The following is a 15,624-nucleotide window of genomic DNA, read 5'->3' on the forward strand; positions in this document are numbered from 1 at the left end:
CGATCGAGGCGCAGGCGCTGCTCGCCACCTACGGTCAGGGCCGCGACGAGCCGCTGTGGCTCGGGTCGGTGAAGCCGCCGCTTCAGCAGGTCAGCGACGCGTCAGGGGCGCGTCAGGGCCGCTGCGCACACCGTCACCGGCGTCGAGGACTGCCGCAACCTGGACCGGGTCGTCAAGCAGGACCCCGCGGCGGAGACGCTGGTGCTGCGCGGCTCGGCGGTCAACCTGACCGTCGGCAAGGCGCCCGCCAAGGGCTGCGAGGTCACCTGGTAGCTCTTCTCCGGGACCACAGCAGCCAGCCGAGGCCGACCGCGGCGAGGGCGGCCGCGGCGACGGTGAGGCGGAGCCAGACCGGCCACGGGCCGCGGTCGGGGTCGCCGCCCGGGGCGACCCGCGCCGACGGCAGCAGCGCGGAGGCGGCCTGCAGGTCGTAGGTGGTGGAGCCGTCGGCGGTGGTCAGCGGGCGCAGGTCCGGTCCGCTGACCGTGCGGTGCTCGGTGGCGCCGCCCTGGGTGACCAGCGGCCGGTCCTGCGCCGCCCAGCCGACCAGCGCGATCTGCTCCTTCGTGACGATCGGCGCGGGTGGTGTCCCCTGGTCACGCACGTCGGTGGTCAGGAAACTGATCGTGCAGTCGAGCTTGCCCACGCCGGCGTTGTCGGCGACGGCGAGCCACCGGCCGTCCGGCGACCAGGCGGCCTGCCCGGCGATCAGCACGCCGAAGCCGACGGGGTCGAGTCCGGTGACGACCTCACTGTCGGCGAGGTCGAGGATGCGGATCGCGCGCCGCGGCTCGACCTCCGTGTCAGGGGCGCCCTGCACGGCGAGCCGCCGGCCGTCGGGCGAGAACGCGGCGGCCGTCGCCACCGTCGCGAGCCTGGTGGAGGTGCCGGTTGTGAGGTCGAGGACCGCCGATTCGGTGTCGCCCACCGTGTACGCGAGGCGGGTCCCGTCAGGTGACCAGGCCAGCGGCTGGACCGCCCCGGTGCCGGAGGTCGCGCTGGTGGCGGTCACGCCGGTGCGCAGGTCGACGACGGCGACGTCGGTGGCGGCGCCGATGCTGCCGACCGCGACCCGCGTGCCGTCGGGGGCGAGCAGCGCCGGCGCGTCCTGCCAGGTCCCGAGCTCGACTGGGCCGCCGCGCCGTTCGGCCTCGTCGAGCCGGCGGTACGTGTGCCCGTCGGTGCTCAGCACGACCGTCTGCAGGGTGTGCAGCCAGCGCGGGCCGTTGCTGCCCTGCACGTACATGAGGAGCGCGGGGCCGGGCGGTGCCTTGGACACCGGGGCGGTCAGCAGCGACAGGCCCGCGAGGCGGGTCGGCAGGACCGTCCCGTCGGTGGGCGCCGCCGGCTGCGCCAGCAGCCCCGGGCCGAGCGCCGCCGCTGCCAGTACACCCAGCACCCCGGCGGCACTGAGCAGCGGACGCCACCGGCCCGGCTTCGCCGTGGCCCGCGCCATCAGCGCGGCGGGGTCCGGAGGGTCGACGGGGACGGCGTCGGCGATGGAGCGGACGGCCGCGCCGATGCGGGCCTGCGGGTCAGACGACATCGAGGTCCTCCTTGATCGCGGTCAGCGCCCGGTGCAGCAGCGACTTGACCGTGCCCGGGCGGCAGCCGAGCGCGGCGGCGATCTGCGCCTCCGGCAGGTCGAGGTAGAACCGCATGAAGACGGCCGCCCGCTGCCGCGGCGAGAGCTTCCGCAGCGCGGCCCGGACGACCTGGGCGTCGGGTGTCGTCTCGGCGGTCAGCTCCCACGAAGCGGTGGCGTGGCGGCGCTCCAGCCGGCGGCGGCGCACCCACGACGTGCACCGCGACACCACCGCCCGGCGCAGGAACGGCACCGGCTCGCGGACCTGGTCGCCGCGGCGGAACCACTCGATGAACGCCTCCTGCGCGACGTCCTCGGCCGCGGCGAGGCTGCCCGTCGTCAGATACGCCAGCCGGACGAGCGCCGGGTAGTGCGCGGCGTACACCTCCCGGAAGTCCTCCTGGTCGAGGCCCTCCGGGGCGGGATCGTCAGTCACCACGGTCACATCGTGCAGGCGCACGAGGTGCCGGGTCGGTTCCGGCTACCTTCCCATGAGTTTTTCGACGTCGGCGAGCTCCGCCGCGGTGAGCGGCCCGTGGGCGAGCGCGCCGGCGTTCTCCTCGACCTGCGCGACGGTGCGGCAGCCCGGGATCGGCACGGTCCGGCCGCTGTACGCCCACAGCCACGCGAGCGCACCCTGGGCGAGGGTCCGGCCGCCGGACGTCAGGACGTCACGGACGGCGTCGATCCTGTTCAGGAACTCCGCCGCCGGCCGCCCGCCGCTGAAGTAGGTCATCCACTCGGGGCTGAGCCCGCGGACGTCGTCCTCCGGCAGCTTCGACTCGGCGGTGTACCTGCCGCCGAGCAGACCCATCGCGAGCGGCCCGCGGATGATGACGCCGAGGTCGTGCTGGTCGGCGACGGGGATCACGCCGAAGGATCCCCGCAGCACCGAGAGGTCCGCCTGGATCGTGGTGCAGTGGACGCCGGCCTCGGCGAACGCGGTCGCCCGCTCCGGGAAGTCGGTGCTCCACCCGTACGCGCGGACCAGGCCCTGCTCCACGAGCGCCTCGAGGGCCGGGATCAGGTCCAGCGCCTGCGGGATGGGCAGGCCGTTGATGTGCAGCTGGTACAGGTCGATGTAGTCCGTGCCGAGCCGCCGCAGCGACTCCCGGACGGCCCGCCCGACCCCCTCGGGCGTGCCGTCGTCGGGGCCGACCTGGCGGGTCTGCTCGTCGAACGTGCCGCCGAACTTCGTGGCGATGACCGCCTGGTCCCGTCGTCCTTGCAGGGCCGTGGCCAGGATCTTCTCGCTGTGCCCGGCGCCGTAGACGTTGGCGGTGTCGAAGAACGTGACGCCCAGGTCGAGCGCCCTGCGGATCGCCCGGATCGACTCGTCGTCGTCGACCTCGCCCCAGCCGAGCGGCTGGTCCCCGGCCCAGAAGGGCCCACCGATCGCCCAGCAGCCGATCCCCAGCGCGCTGACCTCGATGCCGCTGCGGCCCAGTTTCCTCGTTTCCGTCATGGTCGTCAGGCTGCCAGCTGGAGCGCGCTCCAGGTCAACTCGTGCAGCTCCACGTGACCGCGACCGGCTCCGCGCTCATCTCGCTGCCCCGGCTGGACAGGTATCCGGCGACGACCGTCCCGTCGTCGCTGAGCACCTCGACGGTCAGCATCGCCGTCTTCTCGTCGTACCCGGCCGGCAGCGGCAGCTTCTGCGTGGTGCCGTCGGGCGCGGCGATCGTCTGCTCGCCGGCGATCCGGCCCTGGGCGTTGACCACCCACATCAGGTCGTCCGCCGTGTCGAGCTGGCCGGTGCGCAGGTTCCACCGCGGCGCACCGATGAACCTGCCGCCGCGGGCCGGCTCGTCGTGCCCGGCCCAGCCGACCACCCAGCCGTCCCGGATCCCCTTGGCGGTGTACGTGGTCGCGGGCTTGCCGTTGACCTGCGGCAGCGGCAGCTGCTGGACGGTGCCCGCCGGCGACCAGACGTAGCCCAGGTCCGCCTTCACCTCGCCGCCGACCAGGGCGCCGACCACGGTGCCGTCCTCGTCGATGCCGGTCGCCTTGCCGGTCATGCCCTTCGCCGGCGTCGCCAGCATCGTCGGCTGCGCGTCCGGCGACGCCCACATCGCCGCCCTGCCCTGCACCGACCCGACGATGACCTCCCGTTCGTTGATCGCGAACGCCTGGGCGTCGGTACCGGCGAGCTTGCTGAACTTCCCGTCCTTGTACACCCACGCCGTGGTCGTGTCGGCGGTGGTGAAGCTGGCGCCGACGAGCACGCCCTTGGAGGTGGCGTCGTACAGCGTCGGGTCGTCGCCCGGCATGGGCACCTTCCGCAGCTGCCGGTCCTCCCACACGACGGTCGACGGGTGCCCGCTCTCGTAGGTGCGGCCGACGATGTACCTGCCGGTCGGGTCGGACCCGCTGACGACCGCCTTCCCCTCCGCGAGCTTCTGCACCTCGCACCCCTTCGGGCCGGTGCTCCGGCTCGGTTCCGGGTTGGGGCTCGCTCCCGTCACGGATGGCTTGTCCGCCCCGCCGTCCGCCACCGCGGCCCATCCGGCGACCGCCACGATGACGGCCGTGGCGCCGGCGCCCGCGATCCGCACCCGCCGGTGGTGCCGGTCCCCGTCGGCCATCGCCCGCGCGACGTCCACCGTGGACGGTCCCATCGGCCGCCCACCGGCCAGCGGCCGCAGCAGCGCCGCACCGTCCTGTTCGTGCTCGTGCTCGTGCACCGTCATCGTCCTCTCCGCATCTCGGCCGGTTCGGCCTCCTCGACGTACCTGCGCAACGTCGCCAGCCCGCGGGCGGTCTGGCTCTTGACCGTGCCGGGCGAGCAGTCCAGCATCGCGGCGACCTCGTCCACCGGCAGGTCGCACAGGAACCGCAGCACCAGCACCGCCCGCTGCCTGCGCGGCACCCGGGCGAGCGCGGCCCGCAGCACGACGGCCTCCGCCACCTGCTCCGCCGCCGCGCTCCGCGGGTCCGGCGCGTCAGGCGGCTCCGCCGTCAACCCGACCCGGAACCAGGTCCGCCGCCGCTCGTCGACGAACCCACGGACGACCATCGTCCGCACGTACTGGTCCAGATGCTCGACGTCCCGAATCCGCTGCCACTTGACGTACAGCTTGGTGATCGCCTGCTGCACGAGATCGTCGGCCCGGTGCTCGTCCCCGCACAGGATGTACGCCAGCCTCCGCAACGACGGCATGGCGCCGCTCACGTACTCGACGTACTCGCGCTTCGCCTCGGCCCGCATGCCCACCCTCCCTGGTGTCGCGACTTCAACGCATCCCGCCCGGTCCGCGGTTGCACGGTTTCCGCCGGAAATTTCAGCCCCGCAGCCGGCAGCACAGACGGGTGACGCCCTGCCCCCGCGATGACCGTCGGTTCCTCAAACCTGGCGGCCTCTCCGGTGCGTACGAGTTCACGGAGCACCCGGACACCGCCGGGATCAGGTTGATCCGCAACTCGTCCAGCAGTCCCGCGTCGAGGCACCGGCGGGCGACCTGTCCCGGCCCGACCCCGACGATCCCGCCGCCGGCGACCGCGACGGCCTGCTCGACGGCGCGCCTGTACTGGCCAGCCCCGCTGTCTTGCACGCCGGCGACGACCTTCTTGTCCACAAGTGACGGTCTCCCGGCGCGCGGCCTCCTGCGCTCGCGGGCCTCCAACGTGAGGACCTCTGGCTCACGGGCTTCTGGTGCGCAGTTTTCTGACGCGGGGACCTCCGGCTCGCGACCTTCTGGTGCGTGGGCAACATCGTCACGCTCGGGGAATGGGTGCGGCCCTGACCAGCGTGGCCAGCGACGACCTGCCCGCCGCGCGGACAGACGCCCAGTGGCTCTCGGTGCGCCAGGTCCAGCGCTGCCTCGCCGCCGAGCAGACCACGGTCGACGCCTGGACCCGCCACCGCAGACTCGAACGCTGCCGCAAACCCGGTCGACCGGCCGGCCACCACCCACATCCATGGCGCGGTGCCCACCAGGACCGTTGTCGAAGAACTGCTCCGCTCGCGATGGCACCCTCAAGCTCATCCACCACTGCGACCGACGCACCCGAGCCGCCTCATAGCCAGACCACCCCGCGCGCCGGACCACCCCGAGCTGGACCGCACCGAGCGCAGCCCCCGGGCGAACCAGTCCACACCGCCCGCGCCGAGCCCTGCCACACCGAACCAACCCGTGCCGAACCGCACCGCAACCGGACCGCATCAAAGCCCAGCCCCGCCGAACCAGGCCCCACCCGGCCACGCCAAGCCCAGCCGGACCAGCCCTCGCCGCGACCCGGGCCGAACCACGCCCAGCCGAACCAGACCACACCGCCCACACCGAGCCCAGCCATGCCAGACCGCGCAGACCCCGCCGCAACCGAACCACGCCAAGCTCTACCCGAATCAGCCCGCGCCGCGATCGGACCACGTCAAGCCCAGCCGCGCCGAACAGCCCATGCCCAGCCACGCCGGACTACCCCTCGCCGCGACCCATGCCAAACCACGCCCAGCCCCACCCGAACCGGCCCACGCCGAGCCAGCCCTCGCCGCAACCGGACCGCGTCAAGCCCAGCCCCGCCGAACCAGACCACGCCAGTAGCCGGGCCGCGTCGCGGTGGGCCAGACCGTGCCAGGGGCGCGGGGCGGCTGGGGTCAGGCGGGGCGGACGTCGAGGCCTAAGGCGACCGCGATCATCGCTGCCTGGTCGGTCGTGATGATGGCGTTGCGGAGCTCGGTGGTCAGGGGGTCGAGGCCGGACAGGTCGCTGCCGCGCAGGTCGCAGCGGGTGAGGTCGGCCTTCTGGAGGGCGGCGCCGGAGAGGTCGACGTCGCGGAAGGTGGCGCCCTCGCAGCGGGCGGCGGTCAGGTCGGCCTCGCGCATGCGGACGCCGGTGAACTCGGCGCTGCTGAGCTTCGCGGCGGGCAGGGCGACGAACGACCAGTCGCCCTCCTCGACCTTCAGCAGCTCGAAGGTGCAGCGGTCGAAGGCGCTGCCGACCAGCTTGCAGCGGGTGAAGGTGGCGTCGAAGAAGTTGCAGCCGACGAATGTGCAGTTGAGGAACGCGACGTCGGTCTGCACGGAGCAGTTGAACCTGACGTTGGTGAACGTGCACTCGGTGAAGACCGACCGCTCGTTGGTCGCCTCGCACATGTCGACGTCGACGAACGCGACCCCGGAGTGCTCCAGTCCGACGGCGTGGTGGTCGGTCCAGTCGTCGTCGTAGATCGTGGTGTGGGTCAGTGCTCGCCGCTCAGCCATGCCTCACCTTCTCACCTTGGTACGACAAAAAACGTCGTCAGGCGGCCGCCGTCGTACAGGTGGAAGGCCAGCGCGGGTGGCGCGGAGAGGTCCAGGCCGCCGTCGCCCTCCCACGGAAGGACCAACGTCGATGCCACACCGGGGGCGGACAGCACGGGTACACCGGCGAAGACGCTGGCGGTGGCGCTGTGGATGTGCCCGCACAGCAGCGCGAGGACGTTGGGGTGCCGGGCGATGACCTCGGCGAGCCGGGCGGCCCCGAACTGGCGCACGCGGTCGGCGGCCGGATGGCCGATCGTCACCGGCGGGTGGTGGAAGCACACGAGGGACGGTGCGCCCTCCGCCAGGACGTCGTCGAGCCACGCCAGCGTCTCGTCCGCCAGCCATCCGTCGTCACGCCCCGGGATCGACGAGTCGCACAGCGCGAACACCAGGTCGCCGACCCGCGCGACCTGGTCCACGGGCCCGGCGCCGCCGGCGGCCACGTAGCGGCGGAACTCGGGCCGCGAGTCGTGATTCCCCGGCGTCTGCAGCAGCGGTACGCCGAGCCGTTGCAGCACCTTCGCGGCCGAATACTCCGACGCCCGCCCGTGATCCGCCACGTCGCCCGTGACCAGCACGGCGTCGACGGGCCGGCGCAGGCGCTCCAGGTAGGAGAGCACCCGCTCCACCCGCTCGGCGCTGCGCCCGCCGTCACCGTCGTCGAAGTGGGTGTCGCTGACGTGCGCGATGAGGGTCACCGCCCGACGGTACGACCGCCGCCGACCCTCCTTCGAGATCCAATCGCACCGGCGCGGCCCACGCCCGTGGCGCCCGCCGCCGGACGGGCCGGAGATCGGTGGATTCCTCGGTATCGTGGTTTGGGTGATCGAGCTGTTGTTCGAGCCGGGGGACCTGGCGCGGCTGCGGTTCGCGCGCTCGCCCATGCAGGAGCTCGTGAGCAGCGTGCGGGTCGCTGATCACGCCGGGCGGGTGCGGATGCATCAGCCGTGGGTCAGGTCGGTGCGAGGGGGCGTGTCGGCGCTGCGGCTGGACCTGCTGCGGGCGCTGCTGGGCGATCGGCGGTACGTGCCGGAGTTCCTGGCGCCGGCGCCGGACCGGATGGACACCAGGTTCGGCGACGAGCTGGCGCGGGTGCGCAGCACGCCGGGTGAGGTGGTGCGGGCGCAGCTGGACCTGCTCGGCAAGCCGCTGCCTGAGGCGTTGCTGCCGTTGTACGAGGACCCGGAGCGCCATCTGGGGCGGCTGGCGGCGGAGATCCAGGCGTACTGGCAGGTCGCGATCGAGCCGATCTGGTCGCGGCTGGCCGGGCTGCTCGACGCCGAGATCGGCCATCGCGCGGATCAGCTGACGTCGGGCGGCATCGTACGGCTGCTGGGAAACCTGCATCCGGAGCTGGAGTACGCCGAGGACGCGCTGCGGATCCTCTGGCCGACGTGGCAGTCGCGGAACCGGCTGGAGGGCGCGGGGCTGCTGCTGGTGCCGTGCGTGTTCGCGTGGCCGTCGCTGCTGGTAGACACCAGCCCGGAGTGCCCGGCGCTGATCTACAGCCCGCGCGGCGTGGGGCAGGTGTGGGAGGGCACGGCCCGGGTGACGGTGCCACCGGTCGCCGACCTGCTCGGGCGCAGCCGGGCGGCGCTGCTGGTGAAGCTCGACCTTCCGCTGTCCACCACGCAGGTCGCGCGGGATCTGGGGCTGAGCGCGGCGTCGGTCAGCGAGCACCTGTCGGTGCTGCGCCGGTCGGGGCTGGTCACGTCCAGGCGGTCGGGGCGGCAGGTCCTCTACCAGCGCACGGCTCTGGGCACCGACCTCCTGGGAGCCGCGACAACGGGTCGCGACGACAGGGCCGCGACGATTCGGTGACGACCGAATCGTGGAGCCGCCGCCGCGGCCGCGCCCACCATGTCGGAAGACATGAAGGAGGCCCACATGCGTGTGGTGAAGACGTTGGTCATGGCGGCGGCGATCGTGGCGATGACGGCGGGGACGGCGGCCGCGTCGAGCGGCACCGGTGGTTGGGAGCCGACGAGCACGCCGCCGTTCGTCATCCCGGCCGGCGAGGTGTGCCAGTTCGAGGTGAAGGGCGACATCGTCCGGGACAAGGAGCGGATGCGCACGCCCGCCACCTATCCCGACGGCTCGCCGAAGGTGCAGGATTTCGCCGGTGTACTGGTGATCCGCTACACGAACACGAGCAACCACAAGTCGGTCGTGCGGGACGCCACCGGCACGATCCGCGTGTACTACCTGGAGGACGGCACCCGCATCCTGCAGCTGCACGGCAACAACGCACTGCCGATCAAGGCGGCCAACGTCGGCTTCCCCGGCGGCGACTACATCACCCACGGCGACTTCGTCGTGATCAGGCACCCGGACGGCAACCGCGAGGTCCCGGTCCAGCTCGGCACGATGGAGAACCTCTGCCGGACCCTCGCGTAGAGCACAGCGAGCGAAGGGCCCCCGCCGTGTGGCGGGGGCCCTTCTGGGAGGAACTAGAGCGCCGGGTAGGCGTTCGTCATCAGCTGCTGGAACTGGGCCGAGAACCAGGCACCGGAGACCGGGGCGTTGGGCAGGGCGCCACTCATGCTGTTGCCGTTGCGGCCGTTACCGGTGTAGGTCGGGTCGCACATCCCGTCGAAGCCCTTGCCGCCCGGGTTGTTCGGGCCGGTGGGGATCAGCGAGCTGGAGCCGTCGGACTCGCCCGGGGGCTTGATCCAGACGTACGCGTCGATACCGGTGGCCGGGGTCGCCCGCGGACGCTCGCCGAGGCCGGCGCCGGACTGGTTGCACCAGTTACCGGCGTGGATGCGGCGGTCGATGCGGGACGCGTTGACCCAGGTGTTCATGTCGGTCGAGGTGCTCGCCGCGGTCGGCCGGGCGGAGCCGCCCCAGCCGTTGCGGGAGGTGTCGATCAGCATGCCGATGTTGCTGTTGAAGCCGAGCGAGACCAGCTTCGTGCGGAACGCCTGCGCGAAGGAGAGCTCGTCGGTGTAGAAGTTCCAGTCGACCCACTTGGACTGGCGGACCGACTGGCCGCCGACGGTGGCGTTGATGGTGACGAACGGCTCGACCAGGGCCGAGTAGTTCGCGGTGTTGGTGATGAAGCCGTCGACGGTGGCGAAGCCGCCGGTGGCACCCTGCGCCACCTGGGCGAAGAGCTGCGCGGCGGGGCCGAAGTTGCTGTCCCAGCCGAGCCAGCCGTGGTGCGCGGCGTCGATGTAGTTGTAGGTGTTGGTGCCGGCGGCGTGCAGCTTGCTCAGGGCGTACTGGATGCCCGTGGAGTAGTTGCCGTTGGCCTTCATGACCGCGCAGGCCGCGGTCGCGCCGGCCTCACCGCCCGCGTTGGTGACGATGTTGGGCAGCGAGTCGATCTCGACGATGTTGACGATGCGGATCGACTTGTACTTCGGGTCGGCCTCGATCGCGGCGATCGGGTCGATGTACTCGGTCTTGTACCGGTCGATCTCTGTCGGGCCGAGCTCGCCGTTGGAGGCCAGCGCGGCGCAGTCACGGCCGGGCAGGTTGTAGATGACGAACTGCGCGAGCGTGGCGCCCTGGGCGAGGGCGTTGTCGAGGTGCTTGCGCATGCTCGTCGTGTACCCGGAGCCCGCCGGCGCGGTGATGGCGGCGATCGTGTCCAGCCAGACACCGGTCGGCTGGTTGGAGACCCGGCTGCCACCGGGCTCGGCGGCGGCCTTGGCGGACCAGTCCGGGTTCACGTAGACCTTGGCGCCGACGTACGGGTTGTCGACGTGCGTCGGGTCGTTGCCACCGGTGGTGACGGTGATCGGGACCGCGGTGCTGGTGGTCGACAGGTTCGCCGCGTTGTACGCCTTGGCGGTCAGCGAGTACGAGCCGGCGGCGACGTTGGTCCAGCTGTAGGTGTACGGCGAGCTGGTGTCGGTGCTGAGCAGCGTCGAGCCGTTGTAGAACTCGACCTTGCTGATCGTGCTGCCGGACGAGGTCGCGGTCGCGGCCAGGCTCACCGTGGCGGGCGCGGTGAACGAGGAGCCGGACGACGGGCTGGTCAGCGACACGACCGGAGCGGTCGGGTTCTGCGACTGGGACTGCGACTGCGACGGCGACGGGCTCGTCGGGTTGCCCGTGCACGCCACGCCGTTCACCGTGAAGTTGGTGCCGGCCGGGTTGGCGCTGCTCCAGTTGCCGTTGAACCCGAACGAGATGACCCCGCCGGTGGCGACGGTGCCGTTGTAGCTCAGGTTCGTGGCGCTGACGTGCGTGCCGGTCTGGGTCTTGTTGGCGTTCCAGATCTGCGAAATGGTCTGGGACGCGTTGCCGAAGTCCCAGCCGACGTTCCAGCTGGTGAGCGGGTCGCCGAGGTTCGTGACGTCGACCTGGGCACCGAAACCGCCGGGCCACTGGTTGGTGATCGTGTACTTGGCCGAACATCCGGCCGCCGCGAACGCCTGGTTGGCGATCAAAACGGTACCCCCGGCCGCCACGACTGCGGCGGCCGATATGAGGGCGAGCTTGCGCCTCATCGAGTCTCCTTACTTGGTGTTGCGGCTGATGCGTCACACGGTCCGCATCGGCCCGTCACCCCGTCAAGGCGATCGATCGCGGGGTGCCGCCCACCTCGTGCGGAATCGGAAAGAGGCCTGAAACTTTCGCCGCGAACCCCCGTCCGACCAGCCCGTTCATGGCCGACGCGGGCACGGTCCGGGCTCCCGCCGACGACCGCCACGACGGTTCCGCATCGAGTTTCATGGATTCCTTTGTACGGAAGGTGCGGTTACCCGAACCCGGAGGCTCGCGGCAGCACCGATGCCCCGGGGACCCGCCTCGACCAGGCTCGACGGCATGGAACCCGTCCTGGCACTCGAGAACGTCGCCCGCGTCTTCCCCCGCGGCATCGTCGCGCTCCGGCAGGTGTCGCTGACCGTCGGCGCCGGAGAGTTCGTCGCCGTCATGGGGGCGACCGGCTCGGGCAAGAGCACGCTGCTGCACTGCGCCGCCGGGCTGGACCGGCCGACGTCCGGCTCGGTCCGGCTGGCCGGACGCGAGATCAGCAGGATGCGGGAACGGCCGCTCACCCGTTGGCGGCGCGACCGGGTGGGCTTCGTCTTCCAGTCGTACAACCTGCTGTCCGAGCTCACCGTCCGGCAGAACCTCGCGCTGCCCGGGCGGCTCGGCGCGCCCCGCCGGCGCGGCGTCGAGGAGGTGCTGGCGGCGGTCGGCCTCGACGGCACGGGGCGGCGGCCCGTCGGCGAGCTCTCCGGCGGCCAGCGTCAGCGGGTGGCGATCGCCCGCGCCCTGGTCACCGGGCCGTCGGTGATCTTCGCGGACGAGCCCACGGGCGCCCTCGACCCGGCCACCGGCGGCCAGATCCTCGGCCTGCTGCGCCGGGCCGCCGACCGGGACGGCGTGACCGTGCTGATGGTGACCCACGACCCCGCGGCCGCGGCGTGGAGCGACCGCCTCGTGCTGCTCCGCGACGGCACGGTGGCCGCCGACACGGTGACCCCGGACGCGCTCACCATCGCCGGCCGCCTCCAGAGCGTGTCGGCGGGGGCGATCGCATGATCCGGCAGGCGCTGCGGGCCAACCCGTGGTCGTTCCTCGGGCCGTTCACGACCCAGCTGCTGGCCGCCGCCCTCGTCACGGCCGGGCTGGGCATCACCGCCTCGATCGACCGGGCGCCGCTGGACGCGGCCGGCCGGCGGGCGCTGGCCGACAGCGGCATCGCCGACATGGCGGTCATCTTCGTCATGATCGCGATCTACCTGTCGGTCGTCATCGTCGGCGTGACGATGACCGCCACCATCGCCCAGCAGGCCCGCGACATCGCCCTGGTACGTGCGATCGGCGCCACCCCGGGCAGGGTCCGCCGCTCGGTGGCCGCCCAGGCGGCGGTCGTCGCCGTGCCCGCCACGCTGCTCGGCGTGCCGCTGGGCGGCGCCGGCGGCCGCGCCTGGATCGACGGCGTCGTCTCGCACGGTTTCGCCCCGCCCGCGGTGACGTTCCACCCGCACCCGGCCGCGCTCCCGGTCGCCCTCGCGGTCACGGTCGGCACGTCGCTGCTCGGCGCGCTGGTCGCGGCGGTCCGGCCGTCCCAGATCCGGCCCGCCGCGGCCCTCGCGGAGTCGGGCGCGCCGCGGCGCCGGACCGGCGTCGTGCGCACCGCCGCCGGGCTCGTCCTGGTCGCGGGCGGCGCGGGGCTGTCCGTCGCGATCGCCGGCCTGGACGCGGAGACCACCGACGCGCTGGGGCTCTTCGTCATGCTCGCCCTCTGCGTCGGGGCGGGACTGCTCGGCCCGGTCCTGCTCAAGGTCACCGCGCTGGCGGGACGGCTGTTCGGCGACACCGGCCGGCTCGCGGGCGACGCCATCGCAGTCCGGGCGAAGGCGCTGTCCGGGGCGCTGGTGCCGCTCACCCTCGCCATCGCGTTCACCGCCGTCAAGGTGGTCATGTTCAAGACGGCCGAGCGGCTCACCGGTACACCTGCCGCAGACGCCGACAGATGGCTGGAGTATTCGGGGACCGCCGTCTACGTCGGTTTCGCGGCCGTGGCGGCGGTCAACACGCTCGTCACGGTGATCCTCGACCGCCGCCGGGACCTGGCGATCACCCGGCTCGCCGGGGCGACCCGCGGACGCGCGCTGGCGGCCGTCGTCTGCGAGGCTCTGCTGGTGACCGGGACGGCGCTGGTGGTCGGGGCGGCGGTGGCCGCGACGACGACCCTGCCGTTGCTGCACACCGGGCTGGGCACCTGGCGGCCGTGGCTGCCGGCGAGCTGGCTGCTGACCGGCGTGCTCGGCACGGCCGCCCTGGTCCTGGCCGGCACGGCGCTGCCCGCCGCCCTGGCGATGCGCCGGCCGCCGATCGAGACGGTGCGGTGACCGTGCTGACGACCGTGCTGACGGCCTGGCTGACCCGCCGGGCCTGGCGGGAGCTGGCGTACCTGGTCTCCGGGGTGTTCGCCGGTCTGCCGGCGGTCGTCCTCGCCCTGGTCGGCGTCGTCGCCACCGCCGCGTCGGTGCTGACCGTGGGCCTGCCGCTGCTGGTCGGGGTGCTGGCGGTCGCCCGGCGCCTCCCGCGGTACTTCCGGGGGCCGGCGCGGCGGCTGCTCGGCTGGGACTGGAGCGACCCGCCGCCGCTGCCGGGCCGCACCGTGTGGCGGCGGATCCGGGCGCTGCCGGCCGACCCCACGGCCTGGCGGGCGCTCATGTACGGCGTCGCCCACTGGCCAGTCATGCTCGCCGGGGCGTATCCCGGGCTGATCTGCCTGGTGCTCGCGCCGGTCGCCGTCACCTGCCCGCTGTGGTGGCCGCTGGTGCCGGACGGCTGGCGCGCCCTGGACACCACCACCTGGGCGGGCACCTGGTGGATCGCGCTGCAGGGCGCGGCGGTCCTGCTCGCCACGCCCTGGTGGCTGCGCCTGATGGTGCTGCTCGACCGGCTCCTCGTGCGCGGGCTGCTGCACCCCACCCGCTCGCAGCGGCGCATCGCCGACCTGGAGGCGGGGCGGGCGGCCCTGCAGTCCGACGCGGCGGCGCTGCTGCGCCGGGTGGAGCGCGACCTGCACGACGGCACGCAGGCCCGGCTCGTCGCCCTCGGCCTGACCCTGGCGCGGATCGAGCACCGCAGCACCCAGGAGACGGTCCGCGAGCTGGCGGCCGACGCGCGGGGCACGGTCACGGAGGCCCTCGCGGAGCTGCGCGACATCGTCCGCGGCATGCACCCGCCCGCGCTGGACGACGGCCTCGACGTCGCCCTGGCCACCCTCGCGGCGCGCAGCGCCGTCCCCGCGGACGTGAGCGTGTCGCTGGCCACCCGCCCGCCGGACGCGACGGCGTCGGCGGTGTACTTCGCCGTGGCCGAGCTGCTGACCAACGTCGCCCGCCACGCCGGCGCCACCCGGGTGCGCATCGACCTGCGCGCCGCGTCCGGCCGCCTGCGCCTGACCGTGACCGACGACGGCCGCGGCGGCGCGGCTTGTCCGGCGGGCGCGCAGGGTTCGGCGGGTTCGGCCGCCGGCACCGGGCTGGCGGGGCTGACCCGCCGGGCAGCCGCGTTGGACGGCTCGCTCGCCGTGGACTCCCCGGCCGGCGGCCCGACGACGGTCACCATGATCCTTCCCGAACGGCCCTGAGAGGACCTGTCGATGCGCGTGGCCATCGCCGAGGACAACCCGCTGCTGCGGGACGGCATCGCGCTGCTGCTCGCCGAGCACGACATCGAGGTGACGGCCGCGGTCGGCGACGCGGAGGCACTGCTCGCCGCGGTCGCCGCGGACCCACCTGACGCGGCGGTCGTCGACGTACGGATGCCGCCCGGCCACGTCGACGAAGGACTGCGGGCGGCGCTGGCGATCAGGGCCACGCACCCCCAGGTCGGGGTGCTGGTCTTCTCGCAGTGGGTCGAGACCGGCTACGCCCGCCGGCTCCTCTCCGAGAACGCCGGTCACGTCGGCTACCTGCTGAAGGACCGCATCGTCAGCACCGGCGAGTTCGTCGGCGCGCTGCAACGCGTCGCCGCCGGCGGCACCGCCCTGGACCCCGAGGTCGTCCGGCAGCTGCTCGCCACGCCCGCCGCCGACGCTGGGCTCGCCCGGCTGAGCGACCGGGAGCGGGAGATCCTCGGCCTGCTCGCCGAGGGCCGCTCCAACGTCGCCATCGCCGAACGCCTGCACCTGGTCGAGCGCAGCGTCGAGAAGCACGTCACCGCCATCTTCACCAAGCTCGACCTGCCGCAGGCCCGCACCGACCACCGCCGGGTGCTGGCCGTCCTGCGTTACCTGAGGTCCTGACGCGCGGCGACGGCAAGGTACGGTATGCGCGCTTGCCAGGTGGCATCGAGTCAGCTGGCTGGCTCAGCC

At 73.2% G+C, this 15,624-nt stretch carries 15 protein-coding genes; 7 read left to right on the forward strand and 8 right to left on the reverse strand.

Annotated features, from left to right (window positions below):
• Positions 1 to 159: 159 nt before the first annotated feature.
• Positions 160 to 273 carry a PASTA domain-containing protein gene (locus AB0J72_RS30105; RefSeq protein WP_363404583.1) on the forward strand — a complete coding sequence of 38 codons (114 nt, stop codon included), beginning with the start codon at positions 160 to 162 and terminating at the stop codon, positions 271 to 273.
• Here the strand turns inward: AB0J72_RS30105 and AB0J72_RS30110 are convergent.
• The 7 genes from AB0J72_RS30110 to AB0J72_RS30140 all read right to left on the reverse strand — a co-directional run bounded on the left by AB0J72_RS30110 (position 263) and on the right by AB0J72_RS30140 (position 7,525).
• Complete coding sequence (locus tag AB0J72_RS30110) at positions 263 to 1,546, reverse strand: hypothetical protein (RefSeq protein WP_363404381.1); 1,284 nt, start codon at positions 1,544 to 1,546, stop codon at positions 263 to 265. The genes AB0J72_RS30105 and AB0J72_RS30110 overlap by 11 nt on opposite strands.
• A complete protein-coding gene (locus tag AB0J72_RS30115) occupies positions 1,536 to 2,024 on the reverse strand; it encodes a sigma-70 family RNA polymerase sigma factor (RefSeq protein WP_363404383.1) in 489 nt (162 codons plus the stop codon). Before AB0J72_RS30115 ends, AB0J72_RS30110 begins: the two co-directional genes overlap by 11 nt.
• Before the next feature lie 42 nt (positions 2,025 to 2,066).
• A complete protein-coding gene (locus AB0J72_RS30120; protein ID WP_363404385.1) occupies positions 2,067 to 3,050 on the reverse strand; it encodes an aldo/keto reductase in 984 nt (327 codons plus the stop codon).
• 34 nt (positions 3,051 to 3,084) lie between these two features.
• Positions 3,085 to 4,275 (reverse strand): hypothetical protein, encoded by a 1,191-nt coding sequence (locus AB0J72_RS30125; RefSeq protein ID WP_363404387.1) that lies wholly within the window; start codon positions 4,273 to 4,275, stop codon positions 3,085 to 3,087.
• Positions 4,272 to 4,793, reverse strand: coding sequence for a SigE family RNA polymerase sigma factor (locus AB0J72_RS30130; RefSeq protein WP_363404389.1), 522 nt, complete (start codon positions 4,791 to 4,793; stop codon positions 4,272 to 4,274). The genes AB0J72_RS30125 and AB0J72_RS30130 overlap by 4 nt, the downstream gene beginning before the upstream one ends.
• Before the next feature lie 1,386 nt (positions 4,794 to 6,179).
• Positions 6,180 to 6,785 (reverse strand): pentapeptide repeat-containing protein, encoded by a 606-nt coding sequence (locus tag AB0J72_RS30135; RefSeq protein WP_363404391.1) that lies wholly within the window; start codon positions 6,783 to 6,785, stop codon positions 6,180 to 6,182.
• Between the two features lie 11 nt (positions 6,786 to 6,796).
• Entirely contained in the window at positions 6,797 to 7,525 is a 729-nt protein-coding gene (locus tag AB0J72_RS30140; RefSeq protein ID WP_363404393.1) for a metallophosphoesterase, read from the reverse strand.
• 124 nt (positions 7,526 to 7,649) lie between these two features.
• On the opposite strand from AB0J72_RS30140, the gene AB0J72_RS30145 reads away from it, so the two are divergent.
• Both AB0J72_RS30145 and AB0J72_RS30150 read left to right on the forward strand, forming a co-directional pair.
• Entirely contained in the window at positions 7,650 to 8,648 is a 999-nt protein-coding gene (locus AB0J72_RS30145; protein ID WP_363404395.1) for a DUF5937 family protein, read from the forward strand.
• A 66-nt stretch (positions 8,649 to 8,714) separates the two neighbouring features.
• Positions 8,715 to 9,224: a hypothetical protein gene (locus tag AB0J72_RS30150; protein WP_363404397.1), complete on the forward strand. Its 510-nt coding sequence runs from the start codon at positions 8,715 to 8,717 to the stop codon at positions 9,222 to 9,224.
• Between the two features lie 53 nt (positions 9,225 to 9,277).
• Here the strand turns inward: AB0J72_RS30150 and AB0J72_RS30155 are convergent, their stop codons facing one another.
• Positions 9,278 to 11,287 carry a glycoside hydrolase family 6 protein gene (locus AB0J72_RS30155; protein ID WP_363404399.1) on the reverse strand — a complete coding sequence of 670 codons (2,010 nt, stop codon included), beginning with the start codon at positions 11,285 to 11,287 and terminating at the stop codon, positions 9,278 to 9,280.
• A gap of 319 nt (positions 11,288 to 11,606) precedes the next feature.
• On the opposite strand from AB0J72_RS30155, the gene AB0J72_RS30160 reads away from it, so the two are divergent.
• Genes AB0J72_RS30160 through AB0J72_RS30175 form a run of 4 tightly spaced genes read left to right on the forward strand, consistent with a single transcriptional unit; the run spans position 11,607 to position 15,555 of the window.
• A complete protein-coding gene (locus AB0J72_RS30160; RefSeq protein ID WP_363404401.1) occupies positions 11,607 to 12,329 on the forward strand; it encodes an ABC transporter ATP-binding protein in 723 nt (240 codons plus the stop codon).
• Positions 12,326 to 13,645: an ABC transporter permease gene (locus AB0J72_RS30165; RefSeq protein WP_363404404.1), complete on the forward strand. Its 1,320-nt coding sequence runs from the start codon at positions 12,326 to 12,328 to the stop codon at positions 13,643 to 13,645. The genes AB0J72_RS30160 and AB0J72_RS30165 overlap by 4 nt, the downstream gene beginning before the upstream one ends.
• On the forward strand, positions 13,642 to 14,898 hold the full coding sequence (locus AB0J72_RS30170; RefSeq protein WP_363404406.1) for a sensor domain-containing protein: 1,257 nt from the start codon (positions 13,642 to 13,644) through the stop codon (positions 14,896 to 14,898). Before AB0J72_RS30165 ends, AB0J72_RS30170 begins: the two co-directional genes overlap by 4 nt.
• A gap of 12 nt (positions 14,899 to 14,910) precedes the next feature.
• Positions 14,911 to 15,555 carry a response regulator transcription factor gene (locus AB0J72_RS30175; protein ID WP_363404408.1) on the forward strand — a complete coding sequence of 215 codons (645 nt, stop codon included), beginning with the start codon at positions 14,911 to 14,913 and terminating at the stop codon, positions 15,553 to 15,555.
• Positions 15,556 to 15,624 lie beyond the last annotated feature (69 nt).

Source organism: Dactylosporangium sp. NPDC049742 (genome assembly GCF_040674675.1).
Lineage (GTDB): Bacteria > Actinomycetota > Actinomycetes > Mycobacteriales > Micromonosporaceae > Dactylosporangium > Dactylosporangium maewongense.